At 37.4% G+C, this 21,674-nt stretch carries 20 protein-coding genes; 12 read left to right on the top strand and 8 right to left on the bottom strand.

Features of this window, described 5'->3' with window-relative positions:
• Positions 1 to 107: 107 nt before the first annotated feature.
• From GQO80_RS10955 to GQO80_RS10930, 6 genes are all read right to left on the bottom strand, one after another.
• Positions 108 to 1,898 (bottom strand): CHASE3 domain-containing protein, encoded by a 1,791-nt coding sequence (locus tag GQO80_RS10955; RefSeq protein ID WP_157208407.1) that lies wholly within the window; start codon positions 1,896 to 1,898, stop codon positions 108 to 110.
• Complete coding sequence (locus tag GQO80_RS10950; RefSeq protein WP_157208406.1) at positions 1,898 to 2,344, bottom strand: response regulator; 447 nt, start codon at positions 2,342 to 2,344, stop codon at positions 1,898 to 1,900. The genes GQO80_RS10955 and GQO80_RS10950 overlap by 1 nt, the downstream gene beginning before the upstream one ends.
• Before the next feature lie 21 nt (positions 2,345 to 2,365).
• A complete protein-coding gene (locus GQO80_RS10945; protein WP_157208405.1) occupies positions 2,366 to 2,929 on the bottom strand; it encodes a helix-turn-helix domain-containing protein in 564 nt (187 codons plus the stop codon).
• Between the two features lie 67 nt (positions 2,930 to 2,996).
• Entirely contained in the window at positions 2,997 to 4,109 is a 1,113-nt protein-coding gene (locus GQO80_RS10940; RefSeq protein WP_157208404.1) for an AI-2E family transporter, read from the bottom strand.
• A gap of 100 nt (positions 4,110 to 4,209) precedes the next feature.
• Positions 4,210 to 4,395 (bottom strand): CsbD family protein, encoded by a 186-nt coding sequence (locus tag GQO80_RS10935; RefSeq protein WP_157208403.1) that lies wholly within the window; start codon positions 4,393 to 4,395, stop codon positions 4,210 to 4,212.
• Between the two features lie 25 nt (positions 4,396 to 4,420).
• On the bottom strand, positions 4,421 to 4,891 hold the full coding sequence (locus tag GQO80_RS10930; protein WP_157208402.1) for a Dps family protein: 471 nt from the start codon (positions 4,889 to 4,891) through the stop codon (positions 4,421 to 4,423).
• A 310-nt stretch (positions 4,892 to 5,201) separates the two neighbouring features.
• On the opposite strand from GQO80_RS10930, the gene ubiE reads away from it, so the two are divergent.
• Both ubiE and porT read left to right on the top strand, forming a co-directional pair.
• Complete coding sequence (gene ubiE / locus GQO80_RS10925; protein ID WP_157208401.1) at positions 5,202 to 5,927, top strand: bifunctional demethylmenaquinone methyltransferase/2-methoxy-6-polyprenyl-1,4-benzoquinol methylase UbiE; 726 nt, start codon at positions 5,202 to 5,204, stop codon at positions 5,925 to 5,927.
• A 4-nt stretch (positions 5,928 to 5,931) separates the two neighbouring features.
• A complete protein-coding gene (gene porT / locus GQO80_RS10920; RefSeq protein WP_157208400.1) occupies positions 5,932 to 6,660 on the top strand; it encodes a type IX secretion/gliding motility protein PorT/SprT in 729 nt (242 codons plus the stop codon).
• A gap of 143 nt (positions 6,661 to 6,803) precedes the next feature.
• On the opposite strand, the gene GQO80_RS10915 is transcribed toward porT, so the two are convergent.
• Positions 6,804 to 7,535: a TrmH family RNA methyltransferase gene (locus GQO80_RS10915; protein WP_157208399.1), complete on the bottom strand. Its 732-nt coding sequence runs from the start codon at positions 7,533 to 7,535 to the stop codon at positions 6,804 to 6,806.
• Positions 7,536 to 7,799: 264 nt separating this feature from the next.
• On the opposite strand from GQO80_RS10915, the gene tamL reads away from it, so the two are divergent.
• From tamL to GQO80_RS10890, 6 genes are all read left to right on the top strand, one after another.
• Entirely contained in the window at positions 7,800 to 10,355 is a 2,556-nt protein-coding gene (gene tamL, locus GQO80_RS10910) for a translocation and assembly module lipoprotein TamL (RefSeq protein WP_157208398.1), read from the top strand.
• A 134-nt stretch (positions 10,356 to 10,489) separates the two neighbouring features.
• Positions 10,490 to 11,560, top strand: a complete 1,071-nt coding sequence (fbaA, locus tag GQO80_RS10905) for a class II fructose-bisphosphate aldolase (RefSeq protein ID WP_157208397.1) — start codon at positions 10,490 to 10,492, stop codon at positions 11,558 to 11,560.
• A gap of 284 nt (positions 11,561 to 11,844) precedes the next feature.
• Complete coding sequence (gene accD / locus GQO80_RS10900) at positions 11,845 to 12,702, top strand: acetyl-CoA carboxylase, carboxyltransferase subunit beta (RefSeq protein ID WP_157208396.1); 858 nt, start codon at positions 11,845 to 11,847, stop codon at positions 12,700 to 12,702.
• Between the two features lie 164 nt (positions 12,703 to 12,866).
• Positions 12,867 to 13,226: a hypothetical protein gene (locus GQO80_RS10895; protein ID WP_157208395.1), complete on the top strand. Its 360-nt coding sequence runs from the start codon at positions 12,867 to 12,869 to the stop codon at positions 13,224 to 13,226.
• Positions 13,227 to 13,852: 626 nt separating this feature from the next.
• Complete coding sequence (locus GQO80_RS15765; RefSeq protein ID WP_198037767.1) at positions 13,853 to 14,011, top strand: hypothetical protein; 159 nt, start codon at positions 13,853 to 13,855, stop codon at positions 14,009 to 14,011.
• The gene (locus GQO80_RS10890; RefSeq protein WP_157208394.1) at positions 14,001 to 14,540 is read left to right on the top strand and encodes a GNAT family N-acetyltransferase; all 540 of its coding nucleotides are present in this window, start codon (positions 14,001 to 14,003) and stop codon (positions 14,538 to 14,540) included. The genes GQO80_RS15765 and GQO80_RS10890 overlap by 11 nt, the downstream gene beginning before the upstream one ends.
• A 236-nt stretch (positions 14,541 to 14,776) precedes the next feature.
• Here the strand turns inward: GQO80_RS10890 and GQO80_RS10885 are convergent, their stop codons facing one another.
• A complete protein-coding gene (locus GQO80_RS10885) occupies positions 14,777 to 15,877 on the bottom strand; it encodes a sensor histidine kinase (protein WP_157208393.1) in 1,101 nt (366 codons plus the stop codon).
• A gap of 145 nt (positions 15,878 to 16,022) precedes the next feature.
• Between GQO80_RS10885 and rpsO the strand changes: the two genes are divergently transcribed.
• The 4 genes from rpsO to lnu(I) all read left to right on the top strand — a co-directional run bounded on the left by rpsO (position 16,023) and on the right by lnu(I) (position 21,421).
• Positions 16,023 to 16,292, top strand: a complete 270-nt coding sequence (rpsO, locus tag GQO80_RS10880; protein ID WP_157208392.1) for a 30S ribosomal protein S15 — start codon at positions 16,023 to 16,025, stop codon at positions 16,290 to 16,292.
• A 339-nt stretch (positions 16,293 to 16,631) separates the two neighbouring features.
• Positions 16,632 to 18,896 carry a polyribonucleotide nucleotidyltransferase gene (locus GQO80_RS10875; protein ID WP_157208391.1) on the top strand — a complete coding sequence of 755 codons (2,265 nt, stop codon included), beginning with the start codon at positions 16,632 to 16,634 and terminating at the stop codon, positions 18,894 to 18,896.
• A gap of 352 nt (positions 18,897 to 19,248) precedes the next feature.
• The gene (locus tag GQO80_RS10870; protein ID WP_157208390.1) at positions 19,249 to 20,370 is read left to right on the top strand and encodes a tyrosine-type recombinase/integrase; all 1,122 of its coding nucleotides are present in this window, start codon (positions 19,249 to 19,251) and stop codon (positions 20,368 to 20,370) included.
• Positions 20,371 to 20,650: 280 nt separating this feature from the next.
• A complete protein-coding gene (gene lnu(I), locus GQO80_RS10865) occupies positions 20,651 to 21,421 on the top strand; it encodes a lincosamide nucleotidyltransferase Lnu(I) (RefSeq protein ID WP_135071929.1) in 771 nt (256 codons plus the stop codon).
• Positions 21,422 to 21,674: the final 253 nt, after the last annotated feature.

The raw sequence follows: 21,674 nt of genomic DNA, 5'->3' as shown, positions 1-21,674 counted from the left end.
TGGATTGTTATAGAATTTCAACACCACCCATTTAGGATGTATTTTTTAAAGAAAAAAAGCCCTAAAACTATCTATTTTAAGGCTTTAAAAACGTATTGTGATTGTGATTAACCAGCTTCGGGAAGATACACCGTAAACACCGAACCTACGTTGGGTTTGCCTTGTGCCACAATAAACCCTTGGTGGTTATCGGTTATTTTTTTGCAGATAGAAAGCCCAACGCCGGTTCCAGAATATTCCTGTTTGTTGTGCAGCCTACTGAAGAGCTCAAAAATTAAGCTCGCATATTGGGGGTCGAAACCAATACCGTTATCGGTAAATGTGATTTTGTGGTACCATTTTTGGGTGGCCTTGGCCAAATTAGCATCGGTAGTTGCGGCTACTTTTGAGTAAGCCAGATGAATTTTTGGCACTTCCAATTTCTTACTGTATTTTAAAGAATTGCTCAACAAATTCAAAAATAATTGATGTATTTGAAACGGAATAACGGCCAAGGTTGGCAAGTTCTCATGGGTAATGCTGGCCTTGGTAGCCAAAATGGTTTCGGCCAAATCTTGTTTTACTTGTTCAAAAAGCGTGTTTAAATTGGTTGGGACAAATTCCTTATCGGGCTTGTTGGTTCTTGAAAACTGCAATAAATCGTCAATCAACAAACGCATTCTGGTAGCGGCTACGTTAATACGCTCTAAATATTGAAGTCCGGTTGGGCTGAAGTTTTTAGACTCTTTGTCCTGTAACCGCGATATGAAGGTTTGGATTTTTCGCAGGGGCTCTTGCAAATCGTGGCTGGCCACATAATTGAATTCTGAAAGTTCCTTGTTGTTCCTTTCCAGTTCTAAATTACGTTCTTCCAAAGCCGAGAAATTTTCAATTTCATCCGAAATATCGGTTATGTTCCCAATAATCCGTTTTTCGTCATCATTGCCTACCAATAATTTTCCATAAGCCTTTATATGTTTTACCGTACCGTTTTTCTGGATAATCCTGTAGTATATAAAAGGCAAATCTTGGTTTTTTATCATGCTCTGGTTGTCCTTAACAACCTTTTTGCGATCTTCGGGATGTACAAACTCTAAAAAATTTTCATGGCTAGCAGGAAACGCGCCCGGTTTTTCTCCCAAAACGCGGTATAAGTTATCGGAAAACGTATAGATATTGGTATCGATATGCCAAATCCAGTTACCGTGCTTGCCAATGGTTTCTAATTGGACGGTCGCTTCCTTAAAAATCAACAATTCGTTGTTAATGCCCTTTATTTTCTTTAAATCGTTGCTTATTTTATGATATGAAACCACAATCAAGAACAGGGTAAAAAGCAGCATGAGATACAAAAATAGGGGCGTAAATTTTAAATTGCTTTGGTTTTGCGCTTTACGTTGCTCGAGTTGCCTGTTTTCGAGCGCTATCATGTCGCCAATTTTTTTGGTAATGGAATCCATGATTATTTTTTCTTCAAAGAAGGTGGACTTAAAGGCTTCCGATAAGGTTTGGTTGGTTTCTACCAATGCGTTTGATTTGGTAAAATTATCAAAAAGGGCATCGATGTATTTGCTTAACACCTTAAGGTTTTCCTTTTGTGCTACGTTGTTATCTGCCGAAACCCTTAGCTGAGCAAAGGAGGCGTTTACTTTTTCCCGAGCTGTTAAGTAAGGCTCTAAATAAGTGGTGTCTTTGGTTAAAATGTAGTTTCTATACCCATTTTCGGCATCTTTTAAATAGGAAAGTACCTGTTCCAGTTCCATGTTCACCTTATAAGTGCCCACAACCAGTTTGGTGGAGTTTGTAAGATTTGAAATGTGCTTATAGGTAAAACCGCCTATTATAATGATTAGAAAGGCACTGATTAAAAAAATGGCCCTTAATATTACCGACGCTTTGGAAATTACCTTTCGTATCATTACATGCGCAGTAAAAAATTATCCTTGTTCAAGCCATTGGTATGATATTGCCAGTTAATGGAAACCACTTCTGAAAGCACTTTTTTGAGATCGTCGAAACTGCTGGGTTTTTTTATATAAATGTTGGCCCCCAGCACGAAGGTTTCCTCAATATCTTCTTCGGATGCCGATGTGGAATAAATGGCAATGGCGATATCAGACAACTTGTGGTTGGCCTTAATCTCATTTAAACATTCAATACCGTTTTTTTTTGGCATGTTCAAATCTAGGAAAAGCACCTGTGGCAATAGGGCGCCCTCGCTGTTTAGATACGCCATAAGTTCAATACCATCATTGTAAGTGTTTACTTTGGTGTTCATATTAAGTTCCTCAAAGGCATCGACAAAAAACAATCGGTCATCTTCATCATCATCTGCAAGAATAATATGGATATAATCGTTTGGCATAGTGTATTTATTATAATTGGGTTAGCTTTTTTGTTGTGCGCGATCTCTTCTTTTTGAAATAATACGTTGAAAAGCCGATGGCGTAATGCCCGTTGTGTTTTTAAACTGGGTGCTTAAATGTGCCACACTGGAGTAGTTAAGTTTGAAGGCGATTTCGGTTAAGCTCAAATCGGTAGTGAGCAAGAGCTGTTTGGTGTATTCGATTTTTTGGAGGATGATGAAATTTTCAATGGACGTATAGGTAACCTCGGAAAACAAATTGGAAAGGTAACCATAACTGTGCCCTAATTTTTCTGAAAGGTAAACCGAGCTTTTTACGTTTACGCCGGCATCTTCATTAAAAACCATATCGATAATGGCATCCTTTATTTTCTGGACCAAAATGCTTTTTTGGCTTTCAACAATTTCAATCCCAAAATCGTTCAGGGCAGCATTTAAGGCTTCGTAGTTTTCAGACGGTATCTTTTCCAGCAACTCAACTTCACCAAAGGCCAATATGCGATATTTTATATTGAATTGGTCGAGCTTGGTTTCCAATACTTTTTTACAAATGGCATTAAAATCAAACTTTATAAATAACTTCATGCAACAATTTTTAATTAACGGTAAAGTTAATAAAGGAATTTGGTTTACCCTTTATTTTGTTTTTGGGCTATTTAGCGTTTCTAATGTTTTTCCATTTTTTTAAACGTAAACGCGCCCTGGTTTGAAAATGCTTATCGACCGGTTCGCCTATTAAAAACCCGTACGCCTCGTAGCCTGGGGTATTATCGAAAATTATTTTTAGGGTCGCCGTAATTGGAAGTGCCAAAATCATGCCCGCAATACCCCAGAGCATAGAAAAAAGTATTAACGAGATAATAACCACAAAGGCATTGACGCTTACTTTCGAGCCCGTAATTTTAGGGGTTATAAAATTACCTTCCAAAAACTGTATGAACGCAAAAACACCAATAACGCCCACGGCGTACCAAGGCGAATCTTTGGTGGCCAGTGCTATTAATGCGGGCAATAACGACCCAATTGCAATGCCTATGTAAGGAATAAGCAATAACAACGCCGCCAAAAAACCAAAGAAAAACGGATTGCCAATTCCTAAAACCAACAAACCAATACTGTTTAAAAACCCAACAATTACTATCACGATAAGAAGGCCAACCAGGTAATTTTGCTGTACCAAATAAATTTTTTTAAGGATGGCGTTAAGGAATGATTTTGATTTTGTTTTGTACAACTTGTATATGAAAGTTCTAAAAAACTTACGGTAATACAAGAAGAAAAACAGGCAAATGGGTACCAAGATCAGGTTGCTTAAAAAACTGGTCGATTCGGAAAGTACCATCACAATTTTATCGAGGTTGTCCTTGATGATGTTTTCCATTTGAAATTCCTTTTGCGAAAAAAGCTGGTTATTGCGAATGTGCAGCGTATCTTCCAAACTGTTTACCGAAGCGTGGAACAGTTCTGAAAGTTTTTGTGAATAATCGGCGCTATTGCCCATAAAATTCGCAAACTGAACGCTTATTAAAAAAAACACCAATGCCGTTAAAACCAACAGTGTTATTACCGAGGTAATTGTGGCAAACAACCTGTTGAAGCGCCATTTGTTTTCGAGGAAACTTTGCAACGGAAATACCATAACGCTTAAAATAACCGCGAACAGTAAAGGCACAATAAATGGCTTGAGTACATATAAAATAAAAACCACAGCTATAAGCGAAATTAAATTTAGCGCACTGTGGTTACCGGTGTTTTTTATTGTCATATTAAATAAAATTAAAAACTGCCTAGAGGTTATACTACATAAATTCACTAACCAACCAAACTATGTATGCAATATAGTAATTCTAGACAGTTTAATTTTATTAAAGATCAGAAATAATCTGGTGAACTTCCTCTTTGGTCTTTCCAAGTTTTTCTTGAAGCCTTCCTACCAGTTCATCTTCTTTTCCTTCTGCAAAAAGCAAATCATCATCTGTTAATTTGGCGTATTTTTGCTTTAACTTTCCTTTCAATTCGTTCCAATTTCCTTTTATCTGTGTGGTATTCATAGTCAAAATTATTAATGTTAGATGTTTAAGCCAAGTATTTTCGCAAAACCCAGGCCTTGGCCTCATGGTCGCGCAACAAGGCGGTTAAAAAATCGGCCGTACCAATATCATTGGTGTCTTCCTCAATTTCAGAAATGTACTTTCTAATATCCGAAGCGGCCTGTTCGTGGTCGTTTAGCAATTCCTCTATCATGGCTTTGGGCGATGGGTTGGTTTCGCTTTCCTTTAGGGTGGCATGCTTTAAAAAGGATGCCATACTGCCTATGGCCATGCCTCCTAGCTTGCTTATTCGCTCTGCCACCTCATCAACCGCTAAGGCAATGGCGTTATACTGGTTTTCAAAAAGTTTGTGCAATTCCATAAAACTGCTTCCGGTAACGTTCCAATGGTATTTTCTGGTTTTAACATACACCACCATTTCATTTGCCAATATAACGGTAAGGGTTTTTATGATTTCCGATTTGTTTTTGTCTGTTATTCCTAATTTTGGTTTCATTTATCCTCTGTTTTTATTTTTCAACTGTAACAACCAATAAGCATCTTTTCATCCAACCCATTGGCATTGTTTGAAGTGTGCGTTACGCTTCGGTACAAATGTAAAACTGTGGTTTAAATTTGGCGTTACACAATTATTACCGTTTATTATAGAATTTTAAGGCCTCGACCTATTTTTGGTTTGAAGTTTAAAAAATTGGCGGTTGATGCATTGGGCGCATACCAAAAATTTAGGCCGATTTTAATACATTTCCGTTTTAATGCTGTTTTAAAGTAGAAATAAATTGTGTAGGTTTGCCAAAAAATAGACATTGACAAAAATTAAGCCCTACAAAAACAGCGATTTAGGAAAAAAAGAACAGGTAACCCAAATGTTTGATGCCATTTCTGGAAATTACGATGGGTTAAACCGCGTTATTTCATTTGGTATCGATATTAAATGGCGCAAAAAAGTAGTAAACCTTGTTAAGGAAAGCAAGCCCGATACTATTTTGGATATTGCCACCGGAACAGGCGATTTGGCCATTAATTTAGCCGAAACCAATGCCTCGAAAATTATTGGACTGGACATAAGCAGTGGCATGCTTGAAATTGGAAAGCAAAAAATAAAAAAGAAACACCTTGACTCTAAAATAGAGATGGTTTTGGGCGATAGCGAAAATATGCCATTTGCCGATAATAGCTTTGATGCCATTACCGTAGCCTTTGGGGTGCGCAACTTTGAAACGCTCGAAAATGGCCTTAAAGAAATTTACAGGGTACTAAAACCAAACGGCACCTTTGTTATTTTAGAAACCTCCAACCCCACCAAAACCCCTTACAAACAAGGCTATGCCTTTTATACAAAAAATGTTTTGCCGCTTATCGGGAAACTGTTTTCTAAAGATAAAAGTGCCTATAATTATTTAAGCGAATCGGCGTCTGTTTTCCCTTATGGTGAAGCGCTAAACAATATTTTACGCAAAATTGGGTTTATTAATGTTGAAGATTTTCCGCAAACCTTTGGGGTAGCAACTATTTATAAATCATCCAAATAAAACCATGAAGCATTTTTTTGCATTAGTCCTGTTTTTAATTATAAACCAAACTATTGAAGCGCAACTATTTAGGAAAGAAAAAGTAACCTATGATGCCAACCAGGGCAATGGCAGCACCGATTATAATTTATTGCGCTGGGGCTACTTTTTAGGCATTAATAATTACGATTTTAATTTTGATTATAATAACGATCTACGGGATATTTATGTAAAAAGAAGCCCTGGTTTTAGCGTGGGCTTAATAGGCAATTTGCGTATTAACGATTATCTGGACCTGCGTTTGGAACCCGGATTGTTAATTACCACCCGCGAGCTTTATTACAGCCAAACCTATTTTCAGGGAAACGCTGTTACCGAAGCTGATTTAACCCGCGAAGTAAAATCGACCTACATCCACGTACCCTTATTGTTAAAGGTTTCAACCAAACGCATCAATAACTTCAAACCCTTTATTGTTGGAGGCGTTTCTACGGCCTTAAACTTGTCGAGCAATGAAAACAACCCAAACGACAATGCTAACGGCCAGTTTAGAACCACCAAAAACAACCTGTTCTATGAACTCGGTTTTGGTATCGATTTTTACTTATATAATTTTAAGTTTACGCCTTCCATTCGGGGTCTTTTTGGCATCAATGATGAACTTGTACGCGACAACGACCCCAGAAGCCCATGGACCAGCAACATAAACAGCATGAAAAGTCGGGGTGTTTTTGTAAATTTTACGTTCCAGTAATTTTAGTTTTCAGTAGAAATGGCAATAGCAGTGGCTATTTTCAATGGCAAAATTTTGAGTGTTAAGGTTTTTTTTACAAGATATTTTCAACTGACGACCCCTTTTTTTAACTCATAACTGAAATACTGCACCTAGAAACCAAACTACCTCCTTCTAAACTCGCTCAACAAAATAGCGGTTGCGGTGGCCACATTCAAACTTTCGGTTACCTGCAAATGGCCAAATCTGGGAATGGAAATTTTTTCGGTAACCAATGCTTCCATCGTTTTAGAAATGCCATGGGCCTCATTTCCCATAAGCAGGATGGCATTGGTGGGCAGTTGTTTATTATAAACGGTTTCACCATCCATAAATGCACCAAACACGGGCAGGTTGGCTTCATTTAAAAAATCGACCAAATTCACATAACTAACAGTCACACGTGCTATAGAACCCATGGTTGCCTGCACGACCTTCGGGTTAAAACAATCAACCGTTTCATGGCTACACACCAAATGGTTTACCCCAAACCAATCGCACAGCCTAATAATGGTGCCTAAATTTCCCGGATCCCTTACGGCATCCAACGCTACAATAAGGCCTTTATTTTCAAGGGGCTTTGGGTACGGTATTTTAAAAATGGCCAAGGCTTTATTGGGCGTGGTTAAAAAACTAATGCGGTTTAAATCGGCTTCCGAAATTAAAATTTCATCCTTATAGTGGCTGTGTTTCGCACCGTTGAAAGACGTGGTGGTATATAAAGCCTCCAATTTAAAATGAGATTCTATAAGTTCCTGTATGGTTTTCATCCCTTCAACAACAAAAAAACCATCTTGTTGCCTATATTTTTTTTGCTTTAAACGCGTTATCGACTGTATTTGGCTTTTAGAGAGCATGAATTGGTTTTAAGATGTTGGTTATTAAAATAGTTGCAAACACTTGTACTGTAACCTCAAATTATTTTAATGTGTTTTTAAAAGGAAAAAATGTATTTTTGAATCGGCAAATCCCTAATTTTTATTCTAAGGCCTTAGCTTGTTCTAATTGTAACTGATTAATTTTTAATTTTATTTGAAATGGGTTATAAAAAACGCCCCCGCATCATACTACTCTCAAAACGAAGAATGGCACCGTACCTATTAAAAATTTAACATTTGCAAATGACACTTCAAGGGCCAAAAATACCACTTTTAGTTTTAATTACAACATTCCTGTTTTCCTGCGATGCCGTGAAGCGCGTGCCTGAAAACGAATACTTACTTACCAACAATACCCTATTAATAAACGGAAAAAAAGACAAAACCGAAACTTTAAACAACCTTTTATACCAAAAGCCAAATAGCAAAATACCCATTTTAGGCACCCCTTTGCGGTTACAGATTTATAATTTGGCTCGAAACAATAGGGATTCGCTATTTGAAGCATGGTTGGATGAAACCCCCAAACGCAGGGAACGGCTAACCAAACGCTTGTCAAAAAAACAATTGGACAAACTCAAGGAATCTGCCATTGGGTTTAACAATTGGTTAAAAAAAACAGGGGAAGCCCCTGTGATTGTAAACAAGGAAAAAGCCGAAAAATCGCTAAAAAAAATGGAAGCCTACTATACCAACAACGGCTGGTTTGATGTAAAGGCAGCGTACAACATTCAAAAAAACGAAACCAAGCGCGCTGAAATGGTTTATAATGTTGAAACCGGTAATCCGTATATTTTGGATACCATTACCGAAAACATCAAATCGCCCATTATCGATTCGTTGTACCACAAAATCAAGAAGAACAGTTTTATCAAAAAAAACGAACAGTACCGTTCGGCAAATTTTTCGCAGGAACGCGAGCGCATCGCTACCGAATTGCGCAATAAGGGCGTATATCATTTCAACCAAGATTATATCACTTTTGAAGTGGACACCCTTGGTACGGGCAAAAAAGTTAATGTGGACGTACTAATACAAAATCGCGCCATTAGGGCCCAAGATTCGGTAAGTCGCCAACCCTTCAATATCTACAAGATAAAAGATGTAAATATTGTTACCGATTACAGTTTTGAAAACCGCAACAAACCCTTCCAAGATTCCATATTTTACGAAGGTTACAAACTATATGGCTACAACAAAATAAGGTACCGCGCCAAGGCGCTTACCGATGCCGTTTTTATAAACCCGGGCGAAATTTTTAAAGACAGCGACCGCACGCTCACTTACAGGCACTTAAATGAATTGCGCACCTTTAAATACCCCAATATCGATTATATTGAAAACGCCAATAACACCCTAACCGACACCATTAGGCTAACGCCCTTAAAAAAGTTTAGCTTGGGCTTTAGTACCGATGCCTCTACCAGCAATATACAAACTATTGGGTTTTCATTAAACCCCAGCCTGATTATTAGGAACGTTTTTAGGGGCGCCGAAACCTTAGAACTATCGGCCATTGGGTCTATTGGGGCTTCAAAGGACAAAAACAACAGCAACGACCCGTTTTTTGATATTAATGAAATTGGCGCCGATTTAAAATTGACAATCCCACGCTTCTTTTTTCCGTTCAATACAGAAAAAATCATCCCAAAATACATGTCGCCCAGTACCCGCATCAGTTTGGCAACCACCAGTCAAACCAATATTGGATTGGACAAGCAAACCTTCAACGGCATCTTTAATTATAACTGGGTGCCTTCAGCTAAAGTAACCAACCGGCTTTCAGTATTTAACATCCAATATGTACGGAACCTAAATGTTGGGAATTATTTTAATATCTACGACAGTTCTTTCAAAAATTTAGAAAACATCGCGCTTTATTCCTACAACACTCCTTCCCAATTTATAGGTGAAGATGAAAACGGCACCTCTTTCTTAATAAAGGATCGATCGGATGATTTTATAAAAACCGTTTTGGCCGACACCAATTTTCAGGCCACAAACCCTGATAAATACCGCAGCGTAAGCAGCATTAATGAACGTAAAAACCGACTTACGGAAAACAACCTCATTCTCTCATCCAGTTTTAGCTTAACCAATGATGAACGCACCAACCTGTTTGATGAGGATTTTTCAATTTTCCGATTAAAAGTTGAACTGGCAGGAAATGTGCTTTCAAGTCTATCGGATGTGTTGGGACTGAAAAAAAACAGCGACAACCGTTACGAGATTTTTAACGTAGCCTATTCCCAATTTGTAAAAGCAGAATTTGATTATGTAAAACACTGGGATTTTGGCAGCAAAAACGTACTGGCAGCCAGAAGCTATTTTGGCATCGCTATTCCTTTGGGCAACTCCAGCAACATTCCGTTCTCGAAAAGTTTTTTTGCCGGTGGTGCCAACGATAATCGCGCATGGACCGCCTACCGTTTAGGCCCCGGAAGCTCTGAATCCAGCAACGAATTTAACGAGGCCAACCTAAAATTGGCATTAGGCGTAGAGCAACGGTTTAATGTTTTTGGAAATTTGAATGGCGCCGTGTTTGTAGATGCAGGCAACATCTGGAATGTTCTGGACGATGTAAAGAACGACAAGGCCACTTTTGATAACTTTAGCGCTTTGAAAGATATAGCCGTGGGCTCTGGGTTTGGTTTGCGCTACGATTTTAGTTTTTTTGTATTCCGCTTTGATGTTGGCTTTAAAACCTACGATCCCTCATACCCTAACCAAAACCGATGGTTCAACAATTATAACTTCGCCAACGCGGTATATAATATTGGTATAAACTATCCGTTCTAAACCCCTAAAAATTGAATCAAAACTATAACGTTTTAGTGCTCAAATATAATTTTACAATGGCAAAACCGCCACTAATTAGTTAAAAATTGATTACTTTTGGAACTTACAAACTAAAAAATAAAAATTAAATAATTATGGGACATCATAATATAAAACCGGGAGTTGCAACTGGGCAAGAAGTTCAGGCAATTTTCAAACTTGCAAAAGAAAAAGGCTTCGCACTACCAGCTGTAAACGTTATTGGCTCGAACACCATAAACGGGGTGTTAGAAACCGCCGCTGCTTTGAAAGCCCCCGTAATCATTCAATTTTCAAATGGCGGTGCCCAATTTAACGCAGGAAAAGGCCTTAATAATGATGGCCAAAAAGCCGCCATTGCAGGTGCCATTGCAGGTGCTAAGCACGTACATATTTTAGCAGAAGCCTATGGCGTTCCCGTAATTTTGCATACCGACCATTGCGCTAAAAAACTATTGCCATGGGTGGACGGCATGTTGGATGCCAGCGAAAAACATTTTGCCGAAACAGGCAAACCACTTTTTAGCTCGCACATGATTGACCTTTCGGAAGAACCCATTGAGGAAAACATCGAAATATGTAAAAAATACTTAGCACGCATGAGCAAAATGGGCATGACCCTAGAAATTGAACTTGGTGTTACTGGCGGTGAAGAAGATGGTGTGGACAACAGCGATGTAGATGATTCAAAACTATACACACAACCCGAGGAAGTGGCGTATGCCTACGAAGAACTAAGCAAGATAAGCAGCCAATTTACCATTGCAGCAGCCTTTGGAAACGTACATGGTGTTTACAAACCCGGAAACGTAAAACTAACGCCCAAAATTTTAAAGAACTCGCAAGAGTTTGTATCGAAAAAATATGGCGTTGGACATAACCATATTGATTTTGTATTCCATGGCGGTTCTGGTTCAACGGTTGAGGAAATTCGCGAAGGCATCAGTTATGGCGTTATTAAAATGAACATCGATACCGATATGCAATATGCGTTTATGAGTGGCATCCGCGATTATATGCATAGCAAAAAAGACTATTTGCAAGGTCAGATAGGAAATCCGGAAGGTGAAGATTCGCCAAACAAAAAATACTACGACCCTCGTGTTTGGATGCGTGCCGGTGAAGTTACCTTTGTTGAACGTTTGAAAAAAGCATTTGAAGATTTAAACAACGTAAATACTTTATAAAACATCGTTTTAATACGATTAGCACCTTAAAAAAATCCTGTTTGTTACAGGATTTTTTTAATTTACAGTCCTACAAATAAGCCTTTTAAGTGTTTTAAAAAAAGAATTTAAGCAATAAAATGCAGTGTACGCCCTTTCTAAATTAAAAAAAGGTTTAATTTTGTTTTAGGACTTTCGCCAGCAGTTATCACAACACCCATGCTGAAAGTCTTCACACATCACTTATTTAGTGGCTTAATTTTAACCTAAAATAGTAAATCGTAATTCATAAATCGTAAATCATTATGTCTTGGTTTAAAAGAAAAACAAAAGGAATTACCACCACAACACAGGAGAAAAAAGATACTCCCAGAGGTTTGTGGTACAAATCGCCCACCGGCAAAATTGTAGATGCTGATGAGCTTGAAAAAAATTTTTATGTAAGTCCGGAAGATGGCTACCACGTTCGCATAGGAAGTAAGGAATATTTCGAGATTCTGTTTGATGACAACAAGTTTAAGGAGCTGGATGCCAATTTAGAATCGAAAGATCCCTTAAAATTTGTCGATACCAAAAAATACCCCGAGCGCTTAAAAGCTGCCCAAGAAAAAACCAAATTAAAGGATGCCATTCGCGTGGGCGTTGGCAAGTCAAAAGGCAAGGACTTGGTAGTGGCCTGTATGGATTTTGCCTTTATTGGAGGCTCTATGGGAAGCGTTGTAGGCGAAAAGATAGCGCGCGCCGCAAACTATTCGTTAAAGCACAAAGTGCCCTTATTGGTTATTTCAAAATCGGGCGGAGCCCGTATGATGGAATCGGCACTATCCTTAATGCAATTGGCTAAAACTTCGGTAAAATTAGCGCAGTTGGCCGATGCGGGCATTCCTTACATCTCTTTGTGTACCGACCCCACAACGGGTGGTACCACGGCATCATTTGCCATGTTGGGCGACATTAATATTGCCGAACCGGGTGCCTTAATAGGGTTTGCAGGCCCACGTGTAGTAAAGGACACCACCGGTAAGGACTTGCCCGAAGGGTTCCAAACCTCTGAATTTTTGTTGGAGCATGGCTTTTTAGATTTTATTGTTTTAAGAAAAGAGCTTAAAGCAAGGGTAAACCAATATTTGGATTTAATTTTAAATCAGCCGCTAAGAGCTTAACATGAGATGTTGCCAGTAATTGAACATCGAAATTTACAACAAACGTTTTAGCATAAAATAAGCTATTTCTTGAGAGAACAAATTCCAAAAATTAAGTTTTATTTGAGAATTGGTGCTGTTAATGTGGATGTGTAAATAAGTTGGCAAACATTTGAAGAAACATTATGAAGACATTTTTAAAATTTATTTTATTTGGAGGAATTGGAATTGTTGCTTTGATTTTATTAATTGGAGTTTTTGCTTCAAACAATGACGAAAGATTAAAAATAGCTACATATGACATTCAAGAAAACCCAATATTTGCAGAAAATTTAGACTCTAAAAAAGATTACGAAGACGGTTCATATACTGTTAGATATGAAACTCTTGCAGAAAATTTAAAATCGACACACGGAATTCGGACTAAAGATTATGAATTCCAATTTAGAAAAGGATTTAAAGAACTTCACGTAATTCCAATTTTGGAAAACGGAAAACAAATAGCGAAAACAGAATTGTTTACGAAACGAAATTTGGTGGTGTAATCCCGAGACATTTGGCATTCGAACTGACCAATAAAAAAAATGAAAAAGGAATTTTTGATGTTCAATTTGACAGTGAAATAAACCCTGAAAAAGTCGTTGTTGTAAAATATTCAACGGACAATATTAATTTTTGTAAAAGAGGAGTTGTTTACAACATAATGAATCATAAAGGAAATGAATATTAAAAAAAGCGTTTGCCGTGTATAAAAAATTGCTATTTTTAGCTAAACCAATATTAGTTGCTCGTTTGCTTGCTTCTGATTTTCCTTCGGAAAATCCTCGCACACAAACACGCAACTTTCCTTATACATAAACGTTGGCAAACATATAAATTCGCACTCTTTATCAACTTACTTACTGAAATCTCTTTGTTTTTTTCCGAATTTTTTTTTAGCTTGTTTTCGGATTTTGACTTCTAAATTATCAGATTAATTCATTGTATATTTGTAACTTAATAACTAATCAACCGACTAACTTAAAAAGTGTATTTAATTGTAAAAGTTTGCATTTAACTATTTATAATCGTTCTAAATTAATACATGTTTACCATGTTTTACCACTTTATTTGGTACGCTTATTGTAGTTTTGTTGGCAACAACAAAGAAGTTTAATTAAAAAATCTTATTATGGCAAAACCTATTAAAGAAACACCCTTTCTTTCTGGTAAAGACGCCAAAAACTTTGTAAGAGAAAACAAAGAAGTTGTGAAAGTATCCAAGGAAGAAAAGGAAGAAATTAAAGCAAGTTATGAAGCATTAAAAAGAATTGCACAATTTGCTATTTGATGAATTTAAATTAATCAGATTAAAATCTGATACAAATATTTTGCCGTTCAATTGTGGAAACACAGATTTGAACGGCTTTCTTTTTGATGATGCTAAAAATTATGCCAACCAATTATTAGCTACTACTTTCATAATCCAATCCGAAACAGAAACAGTTGCCTATTTCAATTACCTTAACGACAAAATATCTCATACAGAAATAGGAAACAAAAAAACTTTTCTTGATAGAATATCTTCTATATTACCTCAAGGTAAAGATGGCTATACAAGTTATCCTGCTGTAAAAATTGGAAGATTAGCTGTGTCCCAGAATTTCAAAGGCAATGGATACGGTAGAGATATTCTAAACTTCACAAAAGCATTGTTTGTGGATAATAATCGGACAGGTTGTAAATTCATAACCGTTGATGCTTATAGAGAATCATTAGACTTTTACCTTAAAAACGGTTTTAAATACTTATCTAGTAGAGATAAAAAATCAGATACTAGATTAATGTACTTCAACTTAGGCTCATTAAATGATTATTAATTTTGCTTACGACTGTCAACAATCTGCCTAAACTCGAAGAAAAAAATTTTCAGAATGTCAATCAAATTATGAACTGATAAAAATACGTTTGGCAACACCGTATTAAAAAAAAATTGCGCGTTTATTAGCTTCTGATTTTCATTTGAAGCCGGAAATCAAAAACCTAGGATATAGATTATTGATTATCAGTTTGTCTTGCGCTTTCTTATATTAAAAATCAGTCTATATCCTGCTGCTCATCTCGAACACTGAAAGTAAACCAAAAACTCTGTGCCCACGCCTACACTACTTGTAACTTCAATTTTACCGCCCAGTGCCTCAACTTGATTTTTTGTTATAAAAAGACCAACTCCTTTTGAATCCTTATTTTTATGGAAGGTTTGGTATAGCGAAAATATTTTATTCCCAAAGGTGTTTAAATCGAGCCCCAACCCATTATCCTTAACGCTTAAAACAACAAACCCCTGCGCTTGTTTGGTGCTTAAAACAATGTGGCCTTTTCTTTCATGGTCCTTATATTTTATGGCGTTTGTTAATAAATTTAGCAAAATACTGTCTAGGTAGGCTTCCAACCCAAGCACCAAATAGCTAGGGTTTATATGGTTTTGGATGCTGCAATGGTTGTTTTTTGCCAAGGCACGTACATTATAAATGGCGTTTTCAGCAAAATCAAAAAGATTTAGGGGTTTTAAGCTTTCCTTGTTTTGATTGTTATATTTTGCTATTTCGGTTAAATGGGCAACCGTTTCCTGCAAATTGCCAATGGCCTGTTTTAAAGCCAAAAAGCTATCGTTTTCGCTGGCTTCCTTAATTTCGTCTTCAACAAAATCGGTTAAGGCCATTAAGTTGCCGGCATGGGTTCGTAAATTATGGGTAATGATTCTTGAAAAATTCAAGAGGCGTTCGTTTTGCTCCTTTACAACCTTTGCTATAATTTCCTTTTCGTTTTCTTCTTCTTTTTGTTCGGTAATATCTTGAACCTGTGCAATAAAATATTTCGGGCCATTTTGGTCTTTTACCAACGAAACCGACAATTGCGCCCAAACTAGATTGCCATTTTTTTTAAAATAGCGTTTTTGCATTTTGTAGCTTTCAATTTCTTGCCTTAAAAGGCTCCTAAACTGTTTCAAATCAATTTTCAAATCTTCTTTATGGGTTATTTCCTGAAAACTACCTTTTAAAAGCTCTTTTTCGGTATAACCTAAAATATCGCACAAACTTTTACTCACCAATAGCCATTTACCATCCAGTCCAACAATGGCTATACCGTGGTAGGCGTTGTTGAAAATTTCTGGGAGCAAATTAGCATCGAGGGCATCTGCAATAATTCTTTCCATAAAAAAACGAGTAAAAGTTTAAGTAAGTTAATTTAAAAAAAACTTTACAAAAAAAGAAGTGTTGCCTACTCATAATAAATTACTATCTTTGCGCCTCGAAAGAAAGACTTTCGGTTACATAACAATTATTTACAACAATATTAGCATGTATTTAGCAAAAGAAGTAAAAGAGGAAATCTTCGCAAAACACGGTAAAAGTGCAAACGATACGGGTTCGGCAGAAGGACAAATTGCGTTATTTACGCACCGCATCAACCATTTAACCGAGCACTTAAAAAAGAATCGCAAAGATTTTAATACCGAGCGTTCATTGGTGAAATTGGTAGGAAAGCGTCGTGCTTTACTAGATTACCTTACTAAGAAAGATATTTTAAGGTATCGTGCCATAGTAAAGGAATTAGGATTAAGAAAATAATTAAAAGAGGCTTTTTCGAGCCTCTTTTTTGTTTTTGCGTTAGGGATTGCAGTGAAAATCCTTTTGCTTTTGCAAAAGATTGTAACGGAAAGCCCGACCCTTATCCTGAAACACGTTCAGGATAAGGGTAACGCCCATATCAATAAATGTTACATTGTCATTACGAGGAAGGTAACAACGTGGTAATGCTTCCAAAAGAAACAGATGGCCACGGCAAATTAAAAAATTTGCTTCGCAATGACTTAAAATAGAAGAAGCTAATTACAGTTTTTCATTGGTCTCACAACAACTACACACAACAACACAACGACCATTGTTTAATTTGAATTAAAAAAAATTATGATTCCAAAAGTTTTTAGAGAGGTCATAGACCTAGGTGATGGACGCACAATCTCCATCGAGACCGGAAAATTAGCAAAACAGGCCCATGGCTCTGTGGTTGTACAATCAGGAAAATGCATGTTGTTATGTACCGTAGTATCAAACTACGAGGCAAGCCCGGGCATAGACTTTTTACCCCTTACCGTAGATTACCGCGAAAAGTTTGCCGCGGCAGGCCGTTACCCCGGTGGTTTCTTTAAAAGAGAGGCACGCCCAAGCGATGGTGAAGTATTGACCATGCGTTTGGTGGACCGCGTATTGCGCCCATTGTTCCCAAAAGATTACCATGCTGAAACACAAGTAATGATTCAGTTAATGTCTCACGATGAAGAAGTTATGCCCGATGCTTTGGCAGGTTTGGCAGCTTCAACAGCGATTCAATTAAGCGATATTCCTTTTGAAACACCAATCTCGGAAGTACGCGTTGGAAGAATTGATGGCAAGTTCATCATCAACCCAACCCAATCGCAATTACTAGAATCGGATATTGATATGGTTATTGGTGCCTCAACCGATTCGGTGATGATGGTGGAAGGCGAAATGAAAGAGATTTCAGAAGAAGAAATGGTAGAAGCCATTAAATTTGCACACGATGCCATAAAAGTACAATGTGCCGCACAATTAAAATTGGCCGAAGCGTTTGGCAAAAAAGAAACCCGTACCTACGAACCAGAACGTGAAGATGAAGCCTTGGCCAAAAAAGTACACGATTTAACATATAGTAAAGTGTATGAGGTAGCCAGAAAAGCATCGGCAAAACACGAGCGAAGTGCTGCCTTTGAGGCCATTAAAGAAGAAGTTAAAGCCTCTTTTACCGAAGAGGAACTAGAGGATATTGGAGGCATGGTTTCAAAATACTTCTACAAAGCAGAGAAAAAAGCGGTTCGCGACCTTACCTTAAATGAAGGCTTGCGTTTAGATGGCCGTAAAACAACCGACATTCGCCCTATTTGGTGCGAGGTTGATTATTTACCATCAACCCACGGTTCGTCCATATTTACACGTGGGGAAACCCAAGCTTTGGCAACGGTAACCTTAGGAACCTCCAGAGAAGCCAACCAAATAGACATGCCATCGTTTGAAGGCGAAGAGCGTTTTTATTTACACTACAACTTCCCTCCTTTTTCAACAGGCGAAGCGCGCCCATTACGCGGCACGTCGCGTCGTGAGGTTGGACACGGAAACTTAGCGCAACGTGCCCTAAAAGGCATGGTACCTGCCGATTGCCCATATACCGTAAGAGTTGTATCGGAAGTATTGGAATCTAACGGTTCGTCTTCTATGGCAACCGTATGTGCTGGCACCATGGCACTTATGGATGCGGGCGTTCAAATTAAAAAACCTGTTTCTGGTATCGCCATGGGCTTGATTTCGGATGCGGAAACCGGAAAATATGCCGTGCTATCGGATATTTTAGGTGATGAAGACCACTTGGGCGATATGGACTTTAAAGTAACCGGAACTGCCGATGGTATTACCGCTTGCCAAATGGACATAAAAGTTAAAGGTCTTTCTTATGAAATTTTAGTGAATGCGCTTAAACAAGCACAAGCTGGACGTTTACATATTTTAGGAAAATTAGTTGAAACCATTGCACAACCAAACGCCGATGTGAAAGCACATGCGCCTAAAATGATAACAAGAGTAATTCCTAATGCGTTTATTGGCGCCTTGATTGGTCCTGGTGGCAAAGTAATTCAAGAATTACAAAAAGCAACTAAAACAACGATCGTTATTAATGAAGACCCCATTACCGAAGAAGGTATTGTTGAAATTTTAGGAACCAACCAAGCAGGTATTGATGCCGTTTTAGCTAAAATTGATTCGTTAATGTTTAAGCCAGAAGTTGGTGGTACTTACGAAGTAAAAGTGATAAAAATGCTAGACTTTGGTGCTGTTGTTGAATATACGGACGCTCCAGGAAACGAAGTGTTGTTACACGTAAGCGAGTTAGCTTGGGAACGTACTGAAAATGTTTCGGACGTTGTGAATATGGGCGATGTATTTAATGTGAAATATTTTGGCCTAGACCCAAAAACCCGTAAAGAAAAAGTTTCGCGCAAGGCCTTGCTAGAAAAACCAGAAGGCTATGTTGCCAGACCACCTAGGGAGAACAACGATCGTGGTGGACGCGATAACCGAGGTAGGGACCATCGTGATAACCGTGGACGCGATAACCGCAGAGACGATAGAAAACCAAGAGAAGACAGAAAAGACGATTAAATTCAAATTCCGTAGGATTGAAATTCCTTATTCCGAAGGAATAAACGATGAACGCATCGGGGGAATTTAATCTGAAAGAAAAATTACATTCTTAAGTCTCTTATAAATTATAGCCTGATTCTTTCCTAATTATAAGGATTGAAACAGGCTTTTTTTTATATTTATGGTTACATTCAGAAAACGTGTCAAAGATTGAAAATATATTCATACGTTAGCATGTACTATTTTCAAATGAATCCAAATGAACGCTTACATGAGCATCTGGACCATTCCGATAGTTATCAAAACAATTGATTCTTTACATTTTTTCAAATTTTATCAATTAAATGTTTAGTGATTAAATATTCTGTTTATGGTTACCATTACCCTTGTGCCCTTGATTCATAAAAACAACCCTATAATTGCCATAAAGTTTAAATTTGATGTTGCGGTTAAAAACTATATAAAATCTTTAGAAGGCGTTTCTTGGAGCAAGACCCATCAAACGTTTTACATGGAACATACATTTTTAAACAAAAAGAAACTGTTTTACGAATTACGGTTAAAGAACTGGTATGTTGATTACAGCGCTTTGGTTCCGCAAAAAAAACAAACACCAGAGGTTGAACCCACAATGCCCGCCATTAAACTGCCCGTATTGCACGACGAGGCCCAAAACAATCTACAAAAGTACAAACGATGGATGCAGCAAAAGCAATTAAGCCAAAATACCATAAACACCTATACCGAGGTAACTTCGTTTTTTTTAAGATATGCCCAAGCAAAACAGCAAACCCTAACCTCGCGTTTGGTCGAGCAATTTAATTATGATTTTATAGTGAGGTCCAACAAATCCATTTCATACCAAAACCAGTGCATTAACGGCATCAAAAAATATTTGGAATATATGAATGCACCCTTAGAGAGCTTTTTTATTGAACGCCCCAATAAGCCCAAAAAGTTACCACAGGTTTTAAGCACCTCAGAAGTTAAGGACATTTTAAACCATATTGTTAATTTAAAGCACAAAACGCTGCTGTCGCTTATTTATTCGGCGGGGTTGCGCATTGGCGAAGCACTTCAAATACGCCTATCGGATATTGACAGCAAGCGCATGGTGATTCATATAAAATGTGCAAAGGGCAAGAAAGACCGATATACCCTACTTTCGGCGCATTTTCTGGAACTGTTGCGTTTATATTACAAAACTTACAAACCAAAGGATTATTTGTTTGAGGGTCAAGACGGTAACCTATACAGTGCCTCAAGTGCACAACAAATTTTAAAAAAGGCTGCAAGAAAAGCAAAAATAAACAAGCAAATTACCCTACATACGCTGCGGCATAGTTTTGCGACCCATTTACTTGAAAGTGGCACAGACATTAGGTACATACAAACGCTATTAGGCCATAGCAGCCCAAAAACCACGATGATTTATACCCATGTAAGTGAAACGAGCATTAGAAACATTAAAAATCCTTTTGATAATTTGTAAAATAGTATTAAGTTTGAGTTAACATGAAAATATTTACGATGCTTACTAAAAATAACCACAATAAAATAGCCACAAACCTCCGCATAGCCATCCGAAATGGAACATTTAACGGATAAAATATGGGGATATAAACAAGTTGGCGGTAATTTGAAGAAACAATTAACAACGAAAAACATTCAAGAAAATGAAGCTATAAGTAACTGTAAGATAGAATAAGAATTGAAATATCCTTTAATACGCAAAGTAGAAAGGGCGATTGTTAATATTAAAAAATTAGAAAATGACACAGTTACAAATGATTGACAAAACAAAGTCAATAGCTCAAAATGATAAAAATATTTCTGCCGTATTTATGTACGGGTCATTTACCAAAAATGAAGGGGACAAATATTCAGATATTGAATTCTACATCTTCTTGAAGGATAAAGAAAAATTTTCCGCTGAAAATTGGGTAAGCCAAATTCATCCTTTGGCATTATATTTTACCAACGAGTATGGAAGTGAAGTTGCCATTTTTGAAAATATGATAAGGGGGGAGTTTCATTTTTTGACAAACGACCAAATGGAAGTTATCAAATCGTGGGACGGTTTGGTAGAGTTTAGCGACTTTGACAAGATGATTTTAGTAGATAAAGAAGATTTATTGACTAACACGCTCAAAGAAATAAAAACTAAAGTACCTGATCGAACAACAAATGAAAATATCCTGTGGTTGAGCCAATCATTGTTGAATGTTTTACTTACAACAAGCAACTTAATTAAACGACAGGAATTTGCTCACGCTTACCAAAGCTTATCAAATGTTCAAAAATATTTACTTTGGTTAATAAGAATTGAAACATACCAAACCAAACATTGGGAAAGTCCAACAAAAAGCTTGGAAAAAGACATAGATCCATATTGGTATTCGTTATTTCAGCAGACAACATCAGAATTAGATCCGACAGATATTAAAACAGCTTTCAAGAAGACATTAACATTGACTGAAAAACTTTTTGATAATCTTGGAGTTGAAGCAAAATTAAAGGGGGTATTAAGGAGAATTGAATAAAAAAACTACCGCCAACATTGTATAAGCGTAATGCGGCCGAAGTGGCTAAAATTTGGTATTTTGGCATCTATCAAAGTTCGTGCTAGCGGACAGTGTATTGCTCCGAAAACCCGCACTACGCTTATACTTGACCGTTAGGCACAAGTTGAAAAAATGAGTAAAGAAGAAAAAATACCACACCTGAATGCTGAACAAATTAGAGCTGGAACTCAAAAAGGATTAAAGAAATACGAGAATTTGAGTTTCATTGAGC

Source organism: Mariniflexile maritimum, assembly GCF_009746565.1.
Classification (GTDB): Bacteria; Bacteroidota; Bacteroidia; order Flavobacteriales; family Flavobacteriaceae; genus Mariniflexile; species Mariniflexile maritimum.
This window is presented reverse-complemented; position numbering and strand designations above follow the sequence as displayed.